General features: G+C 72.5%; 18 protein-coding genes. 5 read left to right on the forward strand and 13 right to left on the reverse strand.

Going from position 1 to position 22439, the window contains the following annotated elements; all coding sequences use genetic code 11:
- Positions 1-25: 25 nt before the first annotated feature.
- Positions 26-2980, forward strand: coding sequence for an ATP-binding protein (locus BLA60_RS27755; RefSeq protein WP_154814654.1), 2955 nt, complete (start codon positions 26-28; stop codon positions 2978-2980).
- Positions 2981-2987: 7 nt separating this feature from the next.
- On the opposite strand, the gene BLA60_RS27760 is transcribed toward BLA60_RS27755, so the two are convergent.
- Positions 2988-3431, reverse strand: a complete 444-nt coding sequence (locus tag BLA60_RS27760) for a hypothetical protein (RefSeq protein WP_154814655.1) — start codon at positions 3429-3431, stop codon at positions 2988-2990.
- 225 nt (positions 3432-3656) lie between these two features.
- Here BLA60_RS27760 and BLA60_RS27765 point away from each other — a divergent pair, with 225 nt between their 5' ends.
- Entirely contained in the window at positions 3657-3854 is a 198-nt protein-coding gene (locus BLA60_RS27765) for a hypothetical protein (protein WP_075135960.1), read from the forward strand.
- A 182-nt stretch (positions 3855-4036) separates the two neighbouring features.
- On the opposite strand, the gene BLA60_RS46295 is transcribed toward BLA60_RS27765, so the two are convergent.
- The 4 genes from BLA60_RS46295 to BLA60_RS27780 all read right to left on the reverse strand — a co-directional run bounded on the left by BLA60_RS46295 (position 4037) and on the right by BLA60_RS27780 (position 7259).
- Positions 4037-4168 (reverse strand): hypothetical protein, encoded by a 132-nt coding sequence (locus BLA60_RS46295; protein ID WP_281257483.1) that lies wholly within the window; start codon positions 4166-4168, stop codon positions 4037-4039.
- 240 nt (positions 4169-4408) lie between these two features.
- Positions 4409-5272 carry a hypothetical protein gene (locus BLA60_RS27770; RefSeq protein WP_075135961.1) on the reverse strand — a complete coding sequence of 288 codons (864 nt, stop codon included), beginning with the start codon at positions 5270-5272 and terminating at the stop codon, positions 4409-4411.
- 188 nt (positions 5273-5460) lie between these two features.
- On the reverse strand, positions 5461-6081 hold the full coding sequence (locus BLA60_RS27775) for a response regulator (protein WP_075136018.1): 621 nt from the start codon (positions 6079-6081) through the stop codon (positions 5461-5463).
- On the reverse strand, positions 6078-7259 hold the full coding sequence (locus tag BLA60_RS27780) for a sensor histidine kinase (protein WP_075136019.1): 1182 nt from the start codon (positions 7257-7259) through the stop codon (positions 6078-6080). The genes BLA60_RS27775 and BLA60_RS27780 overlap by 4 nt, the downstream gene beginning before the upstream one ends.
- A gap of 148 nt (positions 7260-7407) precedes the next feature.
- Between BLA60_RS27780 and BLA60_RS44320 the strand changes: the two genes are divergently transcribed.
- From BLA60_RS44320 to BLA60_RS45745, 3 genes are read left to right on the forward strand one after another with little or no spacing between them, the layout of a single operon-like run.
- Positions 7408-7590, forward strand: coding sequence for a hypothetical protein (locus tag BLA60_RS44320; RefSeq protein ID WP_162293020.1), 183 nt, complete (start codon positions 7408-7410; stop codon positions 7588-7590).
- Between the two features lie 30 nt (positions 7591-7620).
- On the forward strand, positions 7621-8184 hold the full coding sequence (locus BLA60_RS45740; RefSeq protein WP_075135962.1) for a P-loop nucleotide/nucleoside kinase family protein: 564 nt from the start codon (positions 7621-7623) through the stop codon (positions 8182-8184).
- Between the two features lie 28 nt (positions 8185-8212).
- Positions 8213-8371 carry an SDR family oxidoreductase gene (locus BLA60_RS45745; RefSeq protein ID WP_245812183.1) on the forward strand — a complete coding sequence of 53 codons (159 nt, stop codon included), beginning with the start codon at positions 8213-8215 and terminating at the stop codon, positions 8369-8371.
- A 256-nt stretch (positions 8372-8627) separates the two neighbouring features.
- Here BLA60_RS45745 and BLA60_RS43665 read toward each other — a convergent pair whose 3' ends face one another.
- The 8 genes from BLA60_RS43665 to BLA60_RS27825 all read right to left on the reverse strand — a co-directional run bounded on the left by BLA60_RS43665 (position 8628) and on the right by BLA60_RS27825 (position 22439).
- Entirely contained in the window at positions 8628-9245 is a 618-nt protein-coding gene (locus tag BLA60_RS43665; protein WP_281257485.1) for a recombinase family protein, read from the reverse strand.
- A gap of 116 nt (positions 9246-9361) precedes the next feature.
- Positions 9362-9826, reverse strand: coding sequence for a hypothetical protein (locus BLA60_RS27795; protein ID WP_075136020.1), 465 nt, complete (start codon positions 9824-9826; stop codon positions 9362-9364).
- Between the two features lie 178 nt (positions 9827-10004).
- The gene (locus BLA60_RS27800; RefSeq protein ID WP_075135963.1) at positions 10005-10241 is read right to left on the reverse strand and encodes an acyl carrier protein; all 237 of its coding nucleotides are present in this window, start codon (positions 10239-10241) and stop codon (positions 10005-10007) included.
- Positions 10234-12099, reverse strand: a complete 1866-nt coding sequence (locus BLA60_RS27805) for an HAD-IIIC family phosphatase (RefSeq protein WP_075135964.1) — start codon at positions 12097-12099, stop codon at positions 10234-10236. Before BLA60_RS27805 ends, BLA60_RS27800 begins: the two co-directional genes overlap by 8 nt.
- A 12-nt stretch (positions 12100-12111) precedes the next feature.
- Positions 12112-14667, reverse strand: coding sequence for a 3-oxoacyl-[acyl-carrier-protein] synthase III C-terminal domain-containing protein (locus tag BLA60_RS44925; RefSeq protein ID WP_211288867.1), 2556 nt, complete (start codon positions 14665-14667; stop codon positions 12112-12114).
- The gene (locus BLA60_RS27815; RefSeq protein ID WP_075135965.1) at positions 14664-14903 is read right to left on the reverse strand and encodes an acyl carrier protein; all 240 of its coding nucleotides are present in this window, start codon (positions 14901-14903) and stop codon (positions 14664-14666) included. The genes BLA60_RS44925 and BLA60_RS27815 overlap by 4 nt, the downstream gene beginning before the upstream one ends.
- Positions 14900-16288 (reverse strand): MFS transporter, encoded by a 1389-nt coding sequence (locus tag BLA60_RS27820; RefSeq protein WP_075135966.1) that lies wholly within the window; start codon positions 16286-16288, stop codon positions 14900-14902. The genes BLA60_RS27815 and BLA60_RS27820 overlap by 4 nt, the downstream gene beginning before the upstream one ends.
- Positions 16289-16313: 25 nt before the next feature.
- Positions 16314-22439, reverse strand: coding sequence for a condensation domain-containing protein (locus BLA60_RS27825; RefSeq protein WP_075135967.1), 6126 nt, complete (start codon positions 22437-22439; stop codon positions 16314-16316).

The following is a 22439-nucleotide window of genomic DNA, read 5'->3' on the forward strand; positions in this document are numbered from 1 at the left end:
GGAACGGGGGTTCGCGGTGGGGGACGTGAGCGCTGGTGCGGCCGAGGGCGGCACAGACGACCCACCGTCACCGGAGGGTGTCGCCACGGTGGACGAACTGGCCGCACGGCTGTGTGACCTGCGGGCGTGGGCCGGCAGTCCGTCGTTCACGCGGTTGGCCAAGGGCGTCGGCGCCGTGCGCGCGGCACGCGGCGCCCCGCCCGAGGAGCGTCCTGGCCGGGTGACCGTCTACGAGTGTTTCCGCCCCGGGCGACGGCGGATCGACGTCGAGTTGCTGGTCGACATCGTCGCCGCGCTCGGTGTGGATCAGGTCGGGCGCGACGCCTGGCGGCGGGCGCACCGCGCCGTGTCCCGCCCGACGGCCAGCCCGGCGGCGCCCGCCTCGCCGTCGGTGCCGCCGGAGGTCAGCGCGGCGCTGGACTCCCTGCGCCGGGGTGGGTCCCACCGCGTCGCCAACCTGATCTGCCCCGCCGGCACCGGGAGGTCGGCCATGCTGGCGTCGTTGCCGGTCGACGCGGTGCGGGTCGACCTGGCGGCCGACGACGAGGACGTGCTGCTCGCGGCGCTGGACGACACGCCCGGCCTGGTCATCGTGGACAACGTGGACTCACCGGCCGCGCTCGCCACGGTGGGTGCCGCGCTCGACCGGCACGGACAGGTCCGGGCGATCGTGGCGAGCACCCGGCCGCTGTCCGGTTCGCTCGCCTCACTGACACCGGAGATCGCGGCCGTGGTCATCCCGCCACCGCACACCCACGCGCCCGCCGAGCTACCGCCCGACATCAGCGAGTTCACCGGGCGGGACCGCGAGTTGACCGAACTGGCGGACGCGCTCGGCTCCCCCGGCACGGCCCGCGCGGTCGCCGTGCGGATCATCTGCGGCATGGGCGGCTCCGGCAAGACGGCGCTCGCCGTGCACGTGGCGCATCTGCTGGCGCCCCGGTACCCGGCCGGGCAGCTGTTCGCGGACCTCACCAACGCGACCGCGGCGGAGGTGCTGGCCCAGTTCCTGGTCGGCCTGGGGGTCGACCGTTCCGTGGTGCCGGACGGGCTGAACGAACGAACCGCCATGTACCGCAGCAGAACCGCGGGCCGGCGGGTGCTGGTGGTCCTGGACAACGCGACCTCGGAGGAGGTGGTCCGGTGGCTGGTGCCGGGGGCCGCGTCGTGCGGGGTGCTCGTGACGAGCCGATCCCGGCTGTCGACACTGTCCGGTGCGACCCGACTCGACCTCGGTCAGCTGCCCGGCACGGACGCGGTGGCGTTGCTCCGCACGATCGCGGCCGTCAACCCAGGAGACTGGGACGGCGAGTCCGCGCGGGCCGTGGTCGGACTGTGCGACCGGCTACCGCTCGCCATCAGGATCGCGGGTGCCAGGATCGCCCGCCGCCAGGGCGTCCCGCTCACCCGGTTCGCCAGCAGACTCGCCGACGAGAAGGCCCGACTCGACATCCTGTCCACGCCGGACCTCGGGGTTCGCGCGTGCTTCGACGTGACCTACGCCGACCTCGGCGCCCACGCCCGGCACACCTTCCTGTGCTTCGGCCTGGTGACGACGGACACCGTGGCGAGTTGGGTGCTGCGGGTGGCCACCGGCCTGTCCCAGCAGGAGACGGAGCTCGCGCTCGACGAGCTGACCGAGGCCCAGCTGTTCACGACCACCGGCACCGACCTGACCGGTGAGCCCCGCTACCGGATGCACGACCTGGTGCGGCTGTACGCGACGGAACGCGCGCGGGCCGATCTCGGCGAGGACCAACGGCGGTCCGCGCCGCGACGGGTGTTCGAGAGCTGGCTGGCGCTCGCGGCGGCGGCCGACCGACGTCTGCCGTACCGGACACTGCCCCGCGCCGAGCACGTGAGCGCCACCGCACCGCCGTCGTCGGAGTTGGTCACCGACCCACTGGCGTGGTTCACCTCGGAGCGCGACCAGCTCCGCGCGGTCGTGCTCCAGGCGTCCGGATCGGGTCTGCCGGAGCTCGCGTGGCGGATCGCCGACGCGTGCGCCGGGTTCTACGAGACCCGCGATCTCTACGACGACTGGCGCGAGACCCACCTGGCCTGCCTCGACGCCTGCGAGCCAGCGGGCGTGGGCGCGTTCACGATGGCCCGCAACCTCGCCCACCTGTACAGCCTGCCGGTGGTGCGCGGCGAGACGATGACCGCGTACGCCATGCGGGCACTGGAGATCGCCCGGGCGGCCGGGCTCACCGACGGCGTCGCACAGGCACAGGTCCTGCTCGCGGTGGCCGCGATCGCACGCGCCGCGTTCGACGAGGCGTTCGAGCTGGTGACCTCGGCACGCGACCACGCGGAACCAGGCAGCCCGGTCGACCTGGCCGGCTTGGGCGTTCTGGGAGTCCTGCACCGCCTGCGCGGCGAGGACGACGTCGCGGCCGAACACTTCGCCCGGGTGCTGGAGCGGGTCACCGGCCGTGGGCACAACGGGTACGAGCTGGTCGCGATGCGCACGCTGGCGATCATCTGGCGTGCCGGGAAGCGGTACGCGGAGGCCACAGCGATCCTGAACGAGGGCGTCGCCCTCACCCGGCGCCTGGGCGTCCGGGCCAGCGAGCTGCTCATGCTGATCGAACTGGGCGAGGTGTCGGCCCTGGCCGGACGTACCACCGCCGACGACGAACTGGCCGCCGCGAACAGCCTGGCGGAGGCCATGTCCAGCGAGATCGGCGCCGCACTGACCTGGCGTGCGATGTCCACACTGGACATCGCACGCGGGGACCTGGGGAGTGCGCGGGACCGGCTCACCCGCTCACTCGCCGTGCAGCACCGGCACGGCCTCCCGCACGTGGAGGCACACACCCTACGTGCGCTCGGCACCGTCCAGGCCAAGCTGCGGGATCCGGTCGCCGCCGCACGGTCCTGGCGGCAGGCGCGGGACATCTACTCGGTGCTGGGCAATGCCCACGAAGTAGAGGCCCTCGACCACGACCTGGACGCGCTCGCGCCGGACGGTCCGTAGCGCGTGGTCAGCACCACGGTGCGGACGAGTCCATACCGCCGTAGCCCTCGATGGTGAGCACGGAGTCGGTGTAGAAGTTCATCGGCTGCACCTTGACGACCGTGCCGCTCGGGATCGTCGCCAGCGCCTGGAGCGACACCGACGACTGGCTGCGCGGTGACACCTGGACCAGCGCGGAATCGGACACCGCCCGGAACGTGTACGGACTGGGGACGCGGTTGGTGCTCACCACCCACGAACTGCCAGCGGGAATCCCGCCATCGGAGATGATCACGAACTTCTCCACGTTTCCGAACGAGCCTTCACAGATGTGGCCGAGCACCGCGCCCTGGACACCGACCGTCCCGGCGTTCGCGGCAGGCGCGGCGTTCGCGACCCCGGCCGACAACACCAGCCCAACCGTGGCGAACACACCAGCGACCAGCCGGCGGATGTTCGAACCATTACCCATGATTCCCCAGCCCCTCCCACGCGGAAACAGTTGATCGAATACTGGTCACGAACTCCCGGCCACACCATGATTCCGAACGAATCCGAACGAATCCGGATGGCTCCCCACTATCGACGTGTTCGAACTCAGCCACCTGTTGCGGATCGCATCCCGGAAACGATAATGTCGGCCTTGCCGCTCACTTCTTCCTTTCCAGCTGCCATTGATTGTTCCTGGGGGCATCACATGCCGAACGAGACGTCGCCGACCGAGGACCCGGACACCACCCCGGAGGACGGCACGACACACCCGGCGGGTCAGATCCGCCTGTCACCGGCCAGAGCCATCGGCCTCCGCGCCAGCGCACTCGGCGCCCTCGCCGTCGGCGCCGCCATCACCGCCGTGCCGTTGGTGACGGCCGTCCACACGACCAGCGGCCCCTGAACGACGCCCGACCTACCGGCGGCGCGAACCGGCACCCGCACCGGACGCGACCGTGTCCCTCTCGCCGGTGTGCCAGCCGTTCGCGACACGGTCCGCAGTGGATACCGCCGCCGCGTCCTCGTGAGCCCGCCGGCAGCGAGCCTGACGACCCGTTCAACGGCGCCGCGCAGGACCTTGGCCGGTCAACGGACCATCCACTGCGCCACCGCCTCCTCGTCGGCGGCCCGGTCCACGCGTCGTGCACGCCGTTCGGCGATCACGCCGGCTCCGGCGAGCCCACCATCGGCCACCCGCTGAGCGACACCGAGAGTCACGTGCCTCCAACCGCTGCCCGTGATCGCGCTCTGGCCCAAGCTCACCTGGCTCAGCCGACGTTGCCGAACGACTCGACGTGCCACAGTCGTTGGTCAGCGAGCACAAGGCCGACGATCGGCGGCTGGAGACGCGTGGGCCGCGTCATGAGGGCCGTGTCGCTCCCGTTCCCACGACGTGGGGTCGTGGTGACTCGGTCGCCTGCTTTCCGCCTCTTCGCGCGGCGGGCGGGTACCTGCCGTTCAGTAGGTGTGGAGCGGGTCGTCGCCGGACCGCTGGGCCTGATCAATCCATGTCTGCGCGACGCGGTGGAACGTGGGGTTCTGGGGGGCGTGCCGCATGAGCGCGTTGAGCGCCCAGGTCGCCTGCCCGGGCGTCCAGCCGGTGCTGTTCAACGCGAGCCATGCCGTGCCGAGGTCGCCCGCGCCGAGGTGCTCCTCGAAGACCGCCTGCTTGTCCGACTCCCTGTCCAGCCAGGGCGGCACCTCGTCGAGGCCCGTGAGGTCGTCGGGCCCGTACTCGAACAAGCAGGTGTGCGGTCGCGGACCGCCCAGCGGGAACTGGCCGTCGTAGACCGCCGCGGCGTTGTCGTGCTGATCCTTGGCCAGTACCAGTTCGCGGGGGATCTCGTTCTGGAACTCGCGTAGTTCGCCGAGCATGTCGGGGTCGTCGCCGTGCTGGATGGTGTGCTCGTCGAAGCGTCGCAGATCGTCCGTTCCGACCCCCAACCGTGTCGCGATGGTGGAGATGGTGTCGTCGATGCCGTCGTTGCCCACGATGGCATCCACGATGGTCCTGGCGACGAGCTGGTCCTCGGTGCGGCACGTCTCGCTCGCGAGGTCGCCGTCCTCGCGGGAGGTGGTGACGAACACCGGAGAGCGCGGGACGAACCAGTGCATCCACAGGCCGTCGTACGACCAGCCGGAGTCGTTCGACCTGTAGGGGATCATCGCTGGCGGATACCCGTACCAGACCGGGCCCAGATCCTCCGCTCGCGGATAGAAACCATCCGAGGCCTCAACCATCGCCGGCACGATCGCCGCGGCACGGGGGTACCCCAGATCGGCGATCAGAGCGTGGTACTCCAGCATGAGCTTCGTCGACATCGCGGGTGTCCTCCGGTCGGGTGCCCCGCATTCTAGGGATGAGGACCTGAACGGCAGAGGTGTGTTGGACCACTGAGGAGAAACCGCTCTCGTCGACGGTACATGCCGCACCTCGATACAGGCCCCCGCGGTTCCAGTGACTCATGAACCCCAATCTGGTCATGTGCCAACCAGTGGGGCACGGTCACTCAGTCGCGGCGCAGCCAGCCGCGGGTGAGGGCTTCGGTGACGGCGGCGGTGCGGTCGTTGACGTCGAACTTGGTGAACACGTGGAGCAGGTGGCTTTTCACGGTGGCTTCGCTGATGTGCAGTGCCTGGCCGATGTCGGCGTTGGACAGGCCGCGGGCGACGAGTTCGAGGACCGCGAGTTCGCGGCGGCTGGGGGTTGGGGCCTGGATCGCGGTGACCAGGCGGGTGGCGATCGGGGCCGGCAGGACGGTTCGGCCTCGGGCGGTGGCTCGGACGGCGGCGACGACCTCGGGGCCGGGTGTGTCCTTGAGCAGGTAGCCGGTGGCTCCGGCCTCGACGGCGCGGAGGATGTCGCCGTCGGTTTCGAAGGTGGTGAGGACCAGTACCTTGGCGCGGGTGGACGCGACGACCTGGGCGGTCGCGGTGACGCCGTCCATGCCGGGCATCTTCAGGTCCATCAGGACGACGTCGGGCGCGAGGTCGGTGGCGAGCCGGACGGCGTCCTCGCCGTTGGCGCAGTCGGCGGTGACCTCGATGTCGGGTTCGGCGGACAGCAGGGCGCGCAGTCCCATGCGCACGACGGGGTGGTCGTCGGTGATGGCGACGCGGATGGCGGTCATCGCGGGCACCCGCCGGTGAGGCGGACGAGCACCGTGACGCCGGCGCCGGGTGCCGTCCTGACGGTCAGCTCGCCGGCGACGCGCTGCACCCGTTCGCGGAGTCCGTCGAGGCCGAAGCCGGTGGGTCGGTTCGCCGGGTCGTAGCCCCTGCCGTCGTCGGTGATGCGCAGCGTGATGTGGTCGTCGGCGTAGGTGAGGGTCACGGTGGCCGTGGTGGCGCCGGAGTGCCGTCGGATGTTGGACAGCAGTTCCTGGGTGGCGCGCAGCAGCGTGACCTCGCAGGGGGTCGGCAGTTCGCGGTGGGTGCCGGAGACGGCCGTCGTGGCGGCGATGCCGGTTTCGGTGTGGAGACGTTCGGTCAGGCGGGTCAGCGCGGCGGGCAGGGACGACCCGTCGAGCTGGGCCGGGGTCAGTTCGGCGACCAGGGTGCGCAGTTCGGTGAGGTTCTCCCGCGTGGTCCGCTCGGCGAGGTCGAGGTGCCGCCCGGCCTCGGCCGGGTCCTGGCGCAGCGCCGACCTGGCGGAGGCGAGCAGGAACAGGACGCTGGTCGAACCCTGCGCCAGGGTGTCGTGCAGGTCCCTGGCGAGGCGCTCGCGCTCGGCGAGCACGCCGGCCTCGTGGCTGACCTGGGCGAGTTCGGTCCTGGTGGCGGCGAGTTCGGCGACCACCCTGGCCCGCTCCTGGCTCTGCTCGATGATCTTCGAGATCCACAGGCCGAGCACCGGGGCGACCACCAGCCCGACAGCGACACTGATCGCCGCGACGCCGAACTCGCCCATGACCGCCACCACCACACCCACCGCGACGGTGACCGCCGAGGTCGCCCAGGCGGCGCGCCGGGCGGGCACCATGGACCAGATCTGCGGGTAGAGCGCGAACAGCATCACCGAGGCCACCGGGGTCAACACGAACATCGCCACCGTCACCGGACCCGCGACCGCGAGATAGCCCCAGCTGCGCGGCGAGTCCGCCACCGTGTGCAGTACCCGCGCCCCGACCGAGGCGTACGCCCCGCACAACGTCGCCAGCAGCGCCAACGCGAGCCAATGCTGGGTCCCCGTCGTCGTACCGTCGGCGACCAGCACCACCGCCGTGATGGCGACGAACACCCCGAAGACCACGTGCCAGCCGGCCCGCGTCCGCTCCCACACATCGGCCGATGCCCCCGCGTCCCGCATGGGCCCACCCTGCCAGGCCGCGCGCAGCGGCACAGCGAAACGCGGCGGTGGCCGCCGATCGGTCCAGCCGGTATCAGTCGATCGACTGATACCGCGACCCGTCGTCGCACCGATTCGGCCCGCCTGTCCACACGGCACCATTCGGCGCATGGATCGCAAGCGTCTCAACGCAGTCATGCTCGTCGCCTCCCTGGTCTTCGGGCTCACCATCGGTGTCCTCGCGGTAACCGGCTCCGACGCGGTCGGCCTGGTCTCGATGATCGGCGGCGGACTCCTCGGCATCTGCTGGGCCACCAGCGGCCTGTTCACCAGCCGCGATCGCGCACAGTAGGGCCCCGGCCAAGGAACTAGGGTCAGGTGCATGGCGCGCCTGATCCACCTCAACGGCCCTTCACGCGTGGGGAAGTCGACCCTCGCCCGCCGTTACGCCGACGACCACCCGGGGACGCTCGTCCTGGATCTGGATGTGCTGACGGGGCTGATCGGCGGGTGGAGGGAGGACTTCTACGTCGCGTTGGAGACGGCTCGCGGGCACGGACGGGAGTTGGCCACGCGGCACCTGCGCCACGGACACGACGTGATTCTCCCGCAACTGGTGACCGTCCACGACCGCGACCCGGATCCGGCCTTCGAGGCCGCCGCCCGCGCGGTTGGTGCAAGCTACGTCGAAGTGGCCCTCACCGTCGACGAACGCGAACATCGTCGGCGCCTGCACGGGAAGCGCCCGACCAACGATGTCGAGGACCGGATCCAGGCGGCGTTGGCGGATCCCGACTCCGACCTGTTCGTCAGGATCCGCCGTCACCTCGACGAGTACCTGGCCAGGCGTCCGCACGCGATCCGGATCGACACGACCGGCGTCGGGGAGAACACGTCCTACCAGCGTCTCCTCGACGCACTCGACACCACGTTGTCCCTGGGCTGAGATCCCGCCGTCGGTGGCGTCGGCCCCGGTGACCAGCGACACGGCCGACGACGAGCGCGCCTGGACCGCGCTCGGCCGCTACGGCAGGCCGGAGGAGATCGCCGCCACGGTCGCGTACCTGGCCGGCCAGGCATCCGCCAACACGACCGGCGCCGTGTTCACTGTGGACGGAGGCGCGAACGCCTGACCGAGGTGGCACGGTGCCCGCATGACGTGGCCGGCGGGCGGTGACGGGCACGGCCGGCCGGACGGCTGATGGGTGCGGGGTCGAACCTGGGTGAACGGCCGCCGGTGTCCGGTGGGCCGGGGCGGGACGGGATGGCGCGGCGACTGAGGTGGGGGGACTCGGCGTTCCGGGCGTGGTTGGAGACCTCGGCCTCGGTGAGGCGGAGTTGGTGGCGGCGGTGGGTGAGTCGCCGGCAGGGTCGATCGGCCTGGGCGGGTCAGGTCGGAGCGGGTTGTGCTTCTGGCGCGGTCGAGGCGGTCCGTGGGCTCGGGTGGCGGGACGCGTTCGCGGTGCCGTTGGGCGTCCGCCGGGCGACCGGGCGGCTCGGCCGACAGATCGGCGGGCATGACCGTCCTCGGACACGTTCACCAACCACACGCGGTGAGGCCGACACATACACGGCCTGTTCCTGGGGTTCGTACCGGAGCTGCAACCGCAAACTCTCGTAAAGCCTGATCAGACCGTCCGGCGTGCGGCCCTTCAGGGTCGCGCCGACGTCGCCGAGTGAATCGATCATCGCGTACACCTCGGCATCGGTGAGCGCGTCAGTCCGGCCCACGGTCGCCAAGGTCGCCCGCACTGCTTCCCGTTCTGCTTGCGCGGCGTTGATCACCTCAAGGAGAGCCGCCGGGTCAACACCCGCTGCGATGTCCTTGCCAGCTCGACGGAACCGCACCACGTGACCCGCCCCGACGTCCTCGGGGTCAAGCAACGTCTCGTGTTTCGTCCAGCGACCGAAGAACGCGTACCCGGTGTATCGCGGGTTGTCCAAGATCGCCCGAACAGTGCTGCCCTGCCAACCATCCGCCAGTCGGTGCCTGTTCTGCTCCGGCAGCCGAGCCGACCAGTTGAAGCGGGGCCGCGGGGGCGCACCAGGACGGTCAACGCGACGTGTGCGTTCATTTGCCGCTCAAGTGGGGTAAGCGCGCGCTCACTACCTGCGACTGATGTCTAGTCGTCCTGTGCTGGGTAGAGAATCGGGTTGATCTCGGCAAGTGCGGCGATCAGCTGTTCCGCGCCGCGGCGCACCTGCTCGTCAGGATCCCGGGCCAGCACCTCGCACACCCGCACGGCCGCGTCCCGGTCGCGGGAGAACACCATGAACACGTCGTGTACAGCGGTGTGAATCCAGTCAATCTGGCTGGGACTGTGATGGTCAGGGCCGATAGCGGCGAGCGCTGAGGCGACCACCGCGAACCCGGCCGAGTCTTGACGCCGGAGCAGGGCCTCCGCCGTCACACGGGTAACGGACGTGTCGCGGTCGTCGAGCACGAGCTCCAACAACGGTCCCCGGGCCTCAGGCATCTCGGCGAAGCTCACCAGGCCCCGGCCTGCGTCCGCCCTGTCGCGATAGTCAGGGCTTCCCGCAAGCTCGATCAGCGTCGACACCACAGCATGCCTTGCCTCGTAGTTCATGGACACAGTCTTCCGTGACCAACACGAAGGCGGCCAGACCATGCAGAAGCGGTCAATCACCCCAAAGGTAAGTCAAGTCGTGTGGTTAGTGCGCAACTCCGTCCGCGGATACGCGCGGGACTGCTGACCGGGCGCCGGCCGGCGGGGTGCGCCGGCGCCCGGTCACGGGCACGCCCGGTCAGCTCGCGGCCAGTGCGGTGTCGACCAGCGCGGACAGCTGGCCGACGTCGGACACCGCGAAGTAGGTCCGCAGGTCCAGGCGGACCCCGAACTCGTCCTCGATGTCGGCCAGCAGCCGCAGGGCGGACAGGCTGACCCAGTTGGGCAGCCCCTCGAACCTGGTGTGCTCGGTGACGTCCGGGTTCTCGGTCACCCGTTCGACCAGGTCCACCAGGGTGGCGGTGATCTCAGACATGGGCGGTCTGCTCCTTTCGACACAACTCGATCCAGGCGGGTGCCGGCGGCACGTCGGCGACCGCGACGCGGTACCGGGTGGCGCCCTCGTGCTCGTCAACCGGCTGGAAGCCGGTCAGCAGGCCCGACGCCGCCCGGTTGCGCTCCCCCGGCCGGTACAGCGCGTGCAGCGCGGACACGCCCGAGGCCGCCGCACGTTCGGCGAGGTCGGCCAGGACCGCGTGCTCCACGCCTCGGGAGAACACCCGGCAGCTCATGACCATGTTCGTCACGGTCCACTCGGCACCGGTGCGCAGCCACACCGCCGACACCACACCCTCCCGGCCGAAGCGGTCCTCCACCTCGACGCCCAGCAGCAGCCGGTCGGGGTCGGCGGCATAGGCGAGGGTGTCGGCCTCGGTGTGCGCGCGCGGGTTGAGGTTGAACTGGTTGGTGCGCAGCCCCAGCTGCACCAGCCGGGGCAGGCTGTACTCGTCGGCCTCGGACACCGTGACCCGCAGCCCCAGGCTCGCCAGGTAGTCCGCCGGCGAGGACATCGACGCGGCGAACTCCTCACGCCGGGCCCGCGCCTGGTACAGAGCGGTGCGGTCGCGGTCGGTGGCCGTGGTGGCCAGGGTCGCGAACAACCCCGGCTCCAGCACCGCCAGCGCGTGTCCGGAGGGGTCGCCGGCGACCTGGACCACGGCCACCTCGGGCAGTTGCTCGCGCACCAGCGCGCACTCGAAGGAGCTGTCGTCGACGAAGACCACCGAGTCCAGTCCGAGGTTCAGCGATGCCACGATCTGGCGGATGTTCTCGTCCTTGCGGCCCCAGTTCGCCACCGTGGTGACGAAGTCCTCCGGCTGGACGGTCAGCTCGGGATGGGTGGCCAGGACCTGTTCGACCAGCGCCGGTTCGTTCTTGCTGCACACCGCCAACAGCACGCCCTGGCGCCGCAACGCCACCAGCGCCCGCTGCAACTCGGTGAAGCAGTTGCCGGGGTAGCGGCCACCGACCTCGATGCCGTGCGGCCCGTCGTCGCCGAGGACACCGCCCCACAACGTGTTGTCGAGGTCGACGACGACGAGCTTGCGGGCCCTGCCGGCCACCGCCCGGCACAACGCGGCGGCCTCCCGCACGTACTCCCGTTCCACGCCGGGGGTCCAGGCCATGGACGCGAACCGGTACAGCCGTTCGTCGCGCAGGGCCGCGTCGTGGTCGGTGAGCAGTGCCTCCAGGTCGAGCACGTGCACCGACGGTGAGGTGTCGGCCAGCCCCAGCAGCCGCACGTTCAGGTCCCGCCACAGCGCGCCCAGCCGCGCGCGCTCGGCGAACCCGACCACCTTGCGGCGTTCGCCGCGCGGCAGGGCGACGGTGTTGAGCACCACGGCGCCCGCCGAACGGGAACCGAACTCCGCGACGGCGCCGGCCAGCGCCGAAAGCCTGCTGCCGGCGAGGTCCGCGAGCCCGGCCAGCTCGGTCGGGTCCCAGGTCATGGGCATCAGGGCGCCGTCGTGGAGCAGGCACAGGGTCACGTCCGGCCCGAACCGCGCCAGTTCGGAGTCGGGGTCGGTCAACTGGGTCATCAGCTGGTCGAACCCGGTGACCAGCACCGTCGGGTCGATCCCGGCGCGCACCAGCTCGACGCGCAGCAGCGGGGCGACGTTCTCGGCGGTGAACGTGCCGACCACGGCGACCCGCAGCGGACGGGCCCGGTGCCCGGGCGGCGCGATCCGTGACAGCGCCAGCCCGTCGAGCAGCCGGCCGGCGTCGCGGGTCTCGGCGAACCCGACCAGGTCGTCCAGGGCGGCGAGCACCCCCGGGTCGGCGTTCTCGCGCGCCGCCCGGATCCGCGCCGTGACGGGGTTGTCCTTGCTCATCTCTCTCCTTACTCACACCCGCACCAGCGTGCAGATCCAGTGCATGCCGCTGCTCGTGCTGGTCAACGCCACCAGGTCGCCCGGCGACAGCTCACCGGCGGCCGTCAGCCGCCTCAACGCGAGCAGCTGGTCGGCGCAGCCGACGTGTCCGTGGTCGAGCGCGGTCTCGATGTTCGTGTCCGCCAGCGGCACCCCGAGATCCTTCGCGAGGTCGGCGAGCTGGCGCATGTTGTCGTTGAAGTGCAACACCTTCCGCAGGTCCGAACGGGACACCCCGGCCCGGGCGCACGCCCGGTCGACGACCTCGCGGCCGCGTTCGCGGATCATCGACACGAACGCGAACATCCGCCGCACGTCGCCGGCGAAGAAGGCGTCCAGGCGGTCCTGCGGGTTGCCGACGACGGGCTGGTCCGCCTCGCCGGCCAGGAACGGCCGGGCGCCCGCGCCGACCTCCATCCGCATGAAGTCGGCGTACTCGCCGTCGGTGAGCACCTCGGTCACCAGCCACCGGCAGGTGCCGTGGTCGCGGCGCACCACGGCGGCGGCGGCGCCGTCGGAGTACACGCTGGTGTTCATCGCCATCCGGTTCCAGTACGGGTCGACGACGCGGTTGGCGCCGATCACCACCGCCGTGTGGTACTCGGGGTGCACGGCGAACTTGCCGGCCACGAGGTCGAACGCGGCCACCCCGCCGCCGCAGGCCTGGTTCACCAGCAGCGCCTCGGCGTTACGGGCGCCGAGCCGGGCCTGGGTGGCCGCCGCCGGATCCCAGTACAGATACTCGGCGAGGTCGGCGATCGCGAGCACCACCAGGTCGACCTCGGCGGGGTCGACACCGGCGTCGGCCAGTGCCCGCTCCCCCGCCTCGACGGCCAGGTCGGTGAGCCCGACGCCCTCGGGCGCGCGGTGGAAGCGGCGGTAGCCCCAGCCGTTCACGCGGTCGAGCTCGTCGGTGTAGGTGGGGGCGTGCTCGGCGACCTCCGACGGTTCGGGCAGGGCGGCGCCGAACGCGACGATGCCCAGGTCGACCGCCGGACCGTTCTCGGCCCGTGCCGGGGCCGGGGCGGGTTGGTCCCAGGTCAGCACGTGGATCCCGGTGTGCTGGGCCGCCGCGTCGCGCAGGAACGTGCGGGCGACGGAGTTGTGCCTGGTCTCGGTGAGGCGGAACACGAGGCCGGGGCACCCGTGTTCCGCGCCGCGCCGACGCAGCTCGGTGAGCACCGCGTCCTCGACGCGCCGGCCCAGGACCGGGCAGGACAGCGAGAACACCTCCACCGTGCCGTACCCGTCCGCCCAGGTGACCGCGACCGCGCCGCTGACCCCGTGGTCGCCGAACCGGTCCCGGACCGAGACCGCGACCAGCTCACCGCCGTGGCCGGCGAGCTGGTCGGCCGTGCGGTCGTTGCCGAGGGTGAAGTCCTTGGCACGGCTGACGGTCTCGGCCACGGCCGCGAGGTGGTCGGTTCCCGGCGCGAAGGTCACCTCGACGTCGAGGCTCGCGACGAAGTCGTCCAGGGCGACCGACTCCGGCACGGCGACCAGCGGCCGTGGTGCCCGTTCCGTTCGCCGCTGCCGGGCCGGCGGGGGCCGGTCGAACAACGCGGTGTCGAGGAGTTCGGTCTCCCACAGCTCGGGGCGTTCGCCGAGTAGCACGCCGCCGTGGCGCTGGTGGCGCGCGGGGTCGGTGGTGACCACCGCCACCGACGCCGGTGGCAGCCCGAGCGCGACGGCCGGGTGCTCGCCTCCGTCGTGGACGGTCAGCTCGCTGTGGGCGACCAGCTCCGGGCAGTCGGCCGCGAGCCGGCCCCACAGCTCGCCCGGGTCCCCGGCCGCCAGGACCGCGAGCCTGGTGCCGCCCTCGTGCCAACCGCGGACCGCCGGCCGCAGCGCGGCGGCTCCGGCGGCGCCCAGGGCGGCGCCGTCGACCACCACCGCGCGGCAGGCGGCACCGAGGCGGGTCAGGACCAGCCGGGCGAGGCGGGTGCCGAGCAGACTGAACAGCTGCTCGGTGTAGGGCACCCTGGCGAGGGCGAACATGGTCGGGTGGTGGGCGGCGCCCTCGCCCAGCGCGCGGACCGGCTCGTCGAGGTCGGCGAGCAGCACGTTGGGCAGGCCGGTCAGCCGCTCCCGCACGGCCTGTCTGGCACGGGCGGCCTCGGCGGCCTCACCGGCGCCGAAGGTCCGCCTCGGTGTGGCCGGCAGGACGAAGACCAGCGCACCCGCCCACCGGTCGACCGTCGCCGCCGCCGCGTCGGCGAGGTCGAGCAGGTCGTTCGTCCACTGTGGATTGTCTGCCAGTTCCTCGAAGCGGGGCGAGACCACCAGCACGTCGGGCCGGAAGGCGGCCGTCCGGGCGGAGTCGTCCAGGCACTGGCGCATGATCTGGTCGATCGGGCCGACCAGGTGGTGCGACGGAAGGCCGGCGTCGTGCAGGGCGATGCCCAGGTAGGGCAGGAGCGGGTCGGCGGTGTAGCTGGCGAGCACGGCGACGGCCAGCCCGTCGGACCGGTCCCGGTCCGACACCGCCCGCCACGCGGTCCGCGCCTCCAACGGGGTGCGGGGGGTCATCGCGCGCACCCCTTCGTGGCGAGCACCGCGCGCAACGCGCCGACGGTCGGCACGGACCGCACCTCCTCGAACGCGAACGACACGCCGTAGGCCTCCTCCAGGGTCACCACCAGCTCCAGGTGGCGCAGGCTGGTCCACTCCGGCAGGGTGGCCGGCCCGTCCTCGTCGGTGACGCTGGTGACCGGCACCGCGAGCACGGCGGCGACCAGTTCGTTGAGCTGGGCCGACGCACTCATCGCCGCACCCCGGCCGGCACGGCCGCGTCCTCGTCGGTGTCCACGTCCGTCGGCACGGTCGACGCCTCCGCCGGCGGTTCGGTGTCCTGGTCGGGCAGCAGGGTCTCCACCCGGCGGACCGACGGCGAGAGGAACGCGGCCACGGCGAGCGCGGTGCCCAGCACACCGATGACCACGAACATCAGCCCGATCGCACCGGCCTGCCCGGTGCCCACGAGCCAGCCCAGCGACTCGGCGCCGCCACTGCCCGGCGTCATCCACGGGGTGATCACCGACTCGATCAGCGGGCCGGCCATCACCGTGGCGATCGGGATGGACATCTCCTCGACGAACTGGCGGGCCGCGAACACCCGGCCCTGCATGTGCGGCTCCACCTTCTCCTGCCACACGGTGTTGGTGTACCCGTCGATGATCGGGATGCACAGGTGCACGACGATCAGCGCGACGCCCAGGAACAGGATCATGTCGGTGACGCCGTAGAGCACGCGGCCGACGAGGCTGAACGCGACGGTCGCCCACAGCACGCGGACCATCTTGTCCTTGGGGGACTTCAGCACGCCGATGAGCAGGGCGCCCGCGACCCCGCCGATCGCGCCGGTGGCCAGGACCAGCGCGAGCGAGCCGGCGTCGTCGCCGGTACGGGCCAGGGCCATCGGGCGCAGCAGCAGGTAGCCGACGGAGGCCAGGACGTTGATGCCGATCAGGAACAGCTCCACGTTGCGCAGCGACTTGTTGCGCAGGATGTAGCGGAAGCCGGTCAGGCAGTCCTGCCAGAACTTCGGGCGCTGCTCACCCTCCGGTGCCTTCGGTGTGGGCGGCAGGGTCACCAGCATCACCGTGCCCACGGCGAACAGGAACGTCACCAGGTCGATCAGCAGCACGGTCTCCAGGCTGGCGACGGTCAACAGCATCGCGGCCACCAGCGGTGCGAACAGCTCGGGGGTGGAGCGCACCGCGAACATCATCGCGTTGCCCCGGGTGTAGTTGGCCTTCGCGAGCATCGTGGTGATGGTCGCCTGGAACACCGGGACCTGGAACGCCATGAACGAGCCGGACACGAAGTTGATCAGGTACAGGTGCCACATGGCGGTGGAGTCGGTGGCGAACAGCACGACCATGGTCACCGTCGCGAGCCCGGAACCGAGATCGGACAACAACATCGTGAGTTTTCGGTTCCACCGGTCGATGAACGTGCCGGCGACCGGGCTGAAGATCACCGTGCCGGCGAAGGCGAAGAACATGGTGAGGGCGAACTCGGTCGTGCTCCCGGTCGCGTCCCACACCCAGATACTGATGGCGAAGTTCGTCATCCTGGTGCCGATGACCGACAGGAACTGTCCGCACCAGAGGACGAAGAACGCGGCGAAACCGCTTGGTCGCAACATGATCGTGCATTCCTTCCGTAAGGTTCTAGCGGTTGCGCAGGCGCAGGAGCGCGGCCTGGACGTCCCTCCGGAAACCGTCGGCGGTCTCCCGGTCGTAGACCTCGGCGTTGTAGCCGATGTCCAGCCGAAGCCGGCCGCCGACGATGACCCCGCCGACGTCCAGGTCGTAGGGCCACACACCGGTGCCGTCGTCGGTCGGGCCGTAGTCGGCCTGGCACACGGCGAACAGGTCGTCGGTCCCGGTGACCTCGTCGAAGCCGAAGTCGCCCATGTAGTTGACGGCGAGCCGGGGGGCCCGCACCTCGGCGAGCCGCGCGCGGGACTCGCTGCCCGGCCCGGCGAAACGCAGGTGCCCGTAGCCGATCCCGTTGCGGGGCACCGCGGCCAGCTGCGCGGCCACCTCCGCGACGCCGGCCTCGTCGCCGGTCCCGGGAGTGAGGCGGACCAGCACCGGGTACAGCACCTGGAACCAGCCGACCGTGCGGGAGGGATCCAGGTCGGCGAACAGGTCCTCCCGGCCGTGCCCGGTGGTCGCGAGCAGACAGCTGTCGCCGCCGGTTCGCGCGGCGACGGCGCCGGCCACCGCCCAGACGATCAGGTCACGCACGCCGACCCGAAGCCGCCGGGTGAGGTCGTGCAGCCCGACGGTCTGCTCGACGGTCAGGGTGCCGCTGACCGCCGCGTCGGCGGCGAGCCGGGCCACCGCGTCCGGGCGGTCCCTGGGCACCGAGGCGTCCTCGGCGCAGGTCTGGGCGAGCCAGTACGGCAGCTCCGCCGAGGCATCCCAGGTGGACAGTCGGGTGGCCCAGGCGCCGTAGGAGGCGGGCAGGGCCGCGAGATCGGGCCGCTCCCCTCCCGCGCACAGCGCCTGGAGGTCGCCGAGCAGCACGTCGCGGGAGATCGCGTCGGTGACCAGGTGGTGGGCCACGACCAGCAGACGGTCGGGCCGGTCCGCGCCGGTCGCGAAGTGCTCCACCCGGCAGGTCGGTCCCTCGGCGAGGTCGAGCGATCCCTGTGCCGAGGCGGCGAGCCTCGCCGCCTCGGCGTCCAGCTCGGCACCGCGCAGCCCGCTCAGGTCGTGGCTGGTGAACGGGACCGCGTCGGCACCCTCGGCGCGGAACTGGGTGACGGTGCCCTCGGCGTCCCGGCGGAACCGCAGGCCCAGGGCGGCATGCCGGCCGGCCAGCGCGGTCACCGCCTCGGCCAGCGTGGACACCGGCAGGGGACGCCGGACCTCCAGGTAGTAGGGATGGTTGAACCACGCCGGGTCGGTCATGCTCGGCGCGACGCACTCGAACCACCACCGCTGCGCGGGGGTCAGCGGGACCTCACCGCCGGGCTCCTCGTGGCACACCGGCGCCACCGGAACATCCTGGGCCCTCGCGTCGAGGTCGAGCGCGGCGATGGTGCGCCGCTCGGTCAGCTCCCGCGCCGAGAGCCGCAGCCCGGCGTCGACCGCGTGGAAGGCCACCGCGATGGCCTGCAGGGAGTCGCCGCCCAACTCGTAGAAGTCGTCGTGGATCCCGACGACCGGCACCCGGAGGACCTCGCGGAGGATCGCGGCCAGGGTGCGTTCCCGTTCGGTGCGGGGCTCGTTGTCGCCGCGTCCCGGGGAGAACCCGGTGGCCACGGCGTCGGCGATCCGCGCCGCGGTGGTCAGCTCGCCGGCGACGTCGAGCGCGAGAGGGTTCGGCTGACCGGGGGTGCCGGTGGGAGGCGCGTCCAACGTCCAGAGACGCTGCGCGTAGCCGAGCGGGGTGTCCCGGGGCAGCTCGACGGCACCCTCGGGAACCGCGCCCACCCGGGCGGCGCCGACGGCGACCAGTGCCGCCAGCTCGGGGTCGGTGGGCGTCGAGCTGAACACCACCGCCCGCCCGGCGGCGGCCTGGGCACGCACCAGCCGGGCCGTCTCCCCCGCGCCCGAGCCGGCGGGATCGAGCGCGAGCGCCGGCACCGGGCCGTGCGTGTCCCGGTAGGCCGTCCTGGCGACCCAGGTGGCGACGGCCGTCGCGACCTGGGCGGGATCGTGCTCGTCCACGCCGTAGCGACGCGTCCAGCCGGCCAGGTCGATCACCTCGGCGACCTCGCCGAGGCGTGCGGTGAGTCCGGCGAGGACACCTGCCCACGACTGGCCGGCGAGGGCCGGCGACGGTGGACAGAGCCCGACGACGAGCCCGGCGGCGGTGCGTTCGCGGTAGCCGGCCACGGCGTCGAGCAGGTCCGCCAGCGCCCGTTCCAGGACCGCGACCCCGGCCACCAGGTCGGTCGTGCCGGCCAGCAGGTCCTCCCAGCGCAGCAACAGCACGTGCAGCGCGGCCGGATCGTCGCCGAACGGGCCGTCCTGGTCCAGCAGCGGACGCAGAACCTGGCCGGGGGTCGAGCGGCGCACCGACAGGCCGGGGGCGCCGAGCAGGTCCGACCAGAACCGCAGCGTGGGCGCCAGGTCGTCCGGCCCGAACGGCGACCCGAACGCCGACCGGAACGACGATGCGAGCACGACCGGGCGGCCGGGGCCGGCGGCGGTCGCGGCGGCTCCGACGGCCGAGTCCGGCGCGGCGGTGAGCCGGTCCACCAGGTCGCAGTAGGCGGCGACCAACCGGCCCGCCTCGTCCGGCCCGTACTGGTCGAGCGGGTGGCTCAGATCGACCTCCAGCTCGTCGCCCTGCCAGTTCAGGGTGAGCAGCGCGTCGAAGTCCGCGACGGCCGACCCGATCGGCAGCGCCGTCACGTCGAGGCCGGCGAAGTCCGGGTCCTCGTCGGGGAGGTCGGCGTAGTTCAGCACGCACCGCAGCGGGTTGCGCGCCGTCGCCGGTGACACGCGCATCGGCAGGGGGAACGGCAGTTGGTGCGCCTGCGCCTGGGTCACCACCTGGTGCACGCGCCGGGCCAGGCCACGGAAACTGGGGCGGCCGGCGACGTCGAGCCGCAGCGGCACCAGGTCGGCGAAGCAGCCCGGCACGTCCCGCGACTCCGGGGCGTCCCGGCCGAGCACCGGCATGCCGACCACGAGGTCGGACTCGCCGGTCTCGGCATGCAGCAGCGTCGCGAACACCGCGAGCAGCACCGCGTGCGGGGTCACGCCCTCCCCGCGGGCCAGCTCACGCACGGCCAGGCCGGTGGCGGCCGGCAACCGCCGGGTGACCCGCCCGCCGACCCCACCGGCCGCCGGCGCGCTCCCGGCCGGCAGGGCGACCGGCGCCGGCGCGTCGCGCAGCGCCGTACGCCAGAAGTCGAGCGTGGTGTCGAGCTCCGGGCCGGACAGGCGCCGCTGCTGGTGATGGGCGAAGTCCCGGTACCGCAGCACCGGCTCGGCCAGCGGACTCGGCGCACCGGCGGCGAACGCGTCGTACAGTGTGGACAGTTCGGTGAGCAGGATCCCCCACGAGGCGGCGTCGCACACGATGTGGTGCATGCCGACCAGCAGGTAGTGGTCGGTGTCGGTGGCCCGCAACAACTCCACCCGCAGCAGCGGCCCCTCATCGAGCGGGTACCGGTACTCCGCGTGGGCCGACACGTGCGCCGCGACCTCACGGTCCACGTCCGCGCCGAGCGCGCGCACCCCGCACCACACCGGCAGCGCGTCCCGCACGACCGGGACGGGCACGCCGTCGCGCTCGGCGAAGGTCGTGCGCAACACCTCGTGCCGGCGGGCCACCTCCACGACGGCGGCCTCGAACGCGGCCACGTCCAGCGGGCCGCGCAGGCGTGCGGCGAACGTCGTGTTGCCGCCGGTCCCGTCCTCGCCGAGCCGGCCCGCCGCCCACAGCCGTCGCTGCACGGCCGAGGCGACCGGCTCGGCGTCCACCCTGGACAGGGCCGGGGTCGACGCCGGGGGCGCGTCGGCCGCACCGTCGAGCACGGCGGCGAGGCCGGCGACGGTGGGATGGGTGAACAGGTCGTGGAGCGTCACCTCGGTGCCGAACTCGCCGCGCACGCGCGAAAGCAGTTGGGTGGCGAGCAGGGAGTGGCCGCCGAGCGCGAAGAAGTCCGAGTTCGCCGCCACGTCCGCGACGCCGAGCACCTCGCACCACACCGCCGCGAGGCGGCGCTGGGTCTCCGTGGCCGGGGCGACCGCCTCGCCGGTCTGGCCGGTCCCGCTCAACCGGGGCCGGCTCCGCGCCGCCACCACGGCTGGGTCGGCGACCTGCTCGGCGAGGAACGCGGCCCGTTCGGGATCCGGTTCGGGCAGCGGCAGCCGGCCGGTCACGATCACGGCGAGGGCGGCGAAGTACTCCGGCGTGTACGGGATGTGCGCGAGCGCGTCGGTGGCCTGGTCGAAACCGGCCGGCGCCGGGTGGTCCTCCGCCCAGTCGACCGTCACGCCCGTGACCCGTGCCCGCAGCACCGCGAGCCGGTCGTCGAGCCGGGCGAACAGCCCCTCCCAGCCGCGGGACGCCGCCTCCGGCGAGGCCGGGCAGCGCACCAGCGCCAGCGGCGCCGTGCCGCGCGCGCGGAACGCGGTGACCGCCTGGGCGAGGTCGGTGAACGCCGCGTCGAGCACGGCCGCCACCTCCTGGTCCCCGGCCTCGTCACCGAGGTGGCGCAACCAGTCCTCCCAGCGCAGCAACGCGATCGTCGTCTCGTCGGAGGTCAGCAGGTGCTGGACCAGCTGGCCGTACGGGGCGGCGACGACGTCCGTGGCGTGGCGGCGCAGGTCGAGCACGAACCGCAGCGGGTCCAGCAGCGGGGCGGCCGTGAACGTCGCGGCCACCGCGACCCGGTCACGGCGGACCGACGGGAGCGTCACGAGCGCGACGTCGGGGGCGGCGGTCAGCTCGGTGAGGGTGGCCAGCACCCGGTCGGCGAGCCCGGCGGCGGTGCCGTCCAGGTACAGGTCGGCGTCGTGGTCGAGGACCAGCTCGAACCGGTCGCCGTCGCGGACCAGGGTGACGAACAGGTCGAAGTCGGTGAGCTGGTTGTCGACCAGGGCTGGGGCGAACCGCACCCCGGCCGCGCTCCCCGGCTCCCCGCCGGCGTCCGCGACGGTGAACATGACCTGGAACAACGGGTTCACGCCGGGGTCGCGGACGGGCGCGAGCTCCTCCACGACCCGCGCGTAGGGCGCGGCCTGGTGGCGGAACGCGTCGCCGACCGTGCGGTGCGCGCGCCGGGCGAGGTCACGCCCGGTCGGTTCCCCGGACAGGTCCAGGCGCAGCACGAGCATGTTCGCGAACGAGCCGATCAGCGGCTCCAGCGCCACCTCGGTCCGGCCGGCCGACGGCATGCCGATCACGAGGTCGTCCTGGCCGGTGGCCTGCCACAGCGCCGAGGTCAGCCCGGCGAGGGCCACGGCGTTCACCGTCACCCCGGATTCCCTGGCGAACGCCAGCACCGCCGAGCACAGCGCGGCCGGCAGCGGCCGGACGGTACGACCGCCCCGGTGTCCCTGGACGACCGGCCGGGGACGGTCGGGCCGAAGGGTGGAGGTCGCGGGCGCGCCGGCGAGCACGTCGCGCCAGTGGTCCAGGTGGGAGCGCAGCTCCGCCCGCACCCCCGGGCGGGCCTGGCGGGCGGCGAACGCGGTGAAGCTGTCCCGCGGCTCGGGCAGCCGGGCGGGTGCGCCGGCGGCGTGCTGTCCGTACAGCGCGACGAGGTCGGTGGTGAACACGCCGCCGGACCAGGCGTCGAACACGATGTGGTGCGCGGTGCCGAGCAGCAGGTGCTCCTCGGTGTCGAGCACCAGCAGCCGGGTCACCAGCAGCGGGCCGGTCCGCAGGTCCAGCGGGGTGGCGCCGAGGTCGGCGGCCTCGCGGTCCTCGGCCTCGGCCCGCTCCCGGGTGGACAGTCCGGTCAGGTCGACCACCGGCAGCTCGACGGCGACGTGGTCCCGCACGGTCTGGAAGGGACCGTCGGCGTCCTCGCCGAACACCAGCCGCAGCGACTCCTGCCGGCCGACCAGCGCGGTCAGCGCGGCTCGCAGCGCGGTGACGTCGAGGGGGCCGGTGAGCCGCAGGGCGAACGGGATGTTGTAGGCGGCGCGGTCCGGGGCGAGTTGGTCGAGGAACCACAGCTGCGCCTGGGTGAACGACAGGGGTAGGCGGTGCGGGGCGGGAAGGGCGGCGCCGAGCCGGCGCGACAGCAGCTCACGCTGGTCGGGGCGTAACTCTGCCAGCTCGGCCGACAGATCGGCGAGATCGGTGAGGTCGGTCAT

It is taken from the genome of Actinophytocola xinjiangensis (assembly GCF_001921215.1).
In the GTDB taxonomy this organism is placed as follows: domain Bacteria; phylum Actinomycetota; class Actinomycetes; order Mycobacteriales; family Pseudonocardiaceae; genus Actinophytocola; species Actinophytocola xinjiangensis.

Bases quoted from the DNA above. Each gene is read 5' to 3' on its own strand.
- BLA60_RS27760 (WP_154814655.1), bottom strand. From the start codon at position 3,431: ATGGGTAATGGTTCGAACATCCGCCGGCTGGTCGCTGGTGTGTTCGCC.
- BLA60_RS27765 (WP_075135960.1), top strand. From the start codon at position 3,657: ATGCCGAACGAGACGTCGCCGACCGAGGACCCGGACACCACCCCGGAG.
- BLA60_RS27770 (WP_075135961.1), bottom strand. From the start codon at position 5,272: ATGTCGACGAAGCTCATGCTGGAGTACCACGCTCTGATCGCCGATCTG.
- BLA60_RS27775 (WP_075136018.1), bottom strand. From the start codon at position 6,081: ATGACCGCCATCCGCGTCGCCATCACCGACGACCACCCCGTCGTGCGC.
- BLA60_RS27780 (WP_075136019.1), bottom strand. From the start codon at position 7,259: ATGCGGGACGCGGGGGCATCGGCCGATGTGTGGGAGCGGACGCGGGCC.
- BLA60_RS44320 (WP_162293020.1), top strand. From the start codon at position 7,408: ATGGATCGCAAGCGTCTCAACGCAGTCATGCTCGTCGCCTCCCTGGTC.
- BLA60_RS45740 (WP_075135962.1), top strand. From the start codon at position 7,621: ATGGCGCGCCTGATCCACCTCAACGGCCCTTCACGCGTGGGGAAGTCG.
- BLA60_RS27795 (WP_075136020.1), bottom strand. From the start codon at position 9,826: ATGAACTACGAGGCAAGGCATGCTGTGGTGTCGACGCTGATCGAGCTT.
- BLA60_RS27800 (WP_075135963.1), bottom strand. From the start codon at position 10,241: ATGTCTGAGATCACCGCCACCCTGGTGGACCTGGTCGAACGGGTGACC.
- BLA60_RS27805 (WP_075135964.1), bottom strand. From the start codon at position 12,099: ATGAGCAAGGACAACCCCGTCACGGCGCGGATCCGGGCGGCGCGCGAG.
- BLA60_RS44925 (WP_211288867.1), bottom strand. From the start codon at position 14,667: ATGACCCCCCGCACCCCGTTGGAGGCGCGGACCGCGTGGCGGGCGGTG.
- BLA60_RS27815 (WP_075135965.1), bottom strand. From the start codon at position 14,903: ATGAGTGCGTCGGCCCAGCTCAACGAACTGGTCGCCGCCGTGCTCGCG.
- BLA60_RS27820 (WP_075135966.1), bottom strand. From the start codon at position 16,288: ATGTTGCGACCAAGCGGTTTCGCCGCGTTCTTCGTCCTCTGGTGCGGA.
- BLA60_RS27825 (WP_075135967.1), bottom strand. From the start codon at position 22,439: ATGACCGACCTCACCGATCTCGCCGATCTGTCGGCCGAGCTGGCAGAG.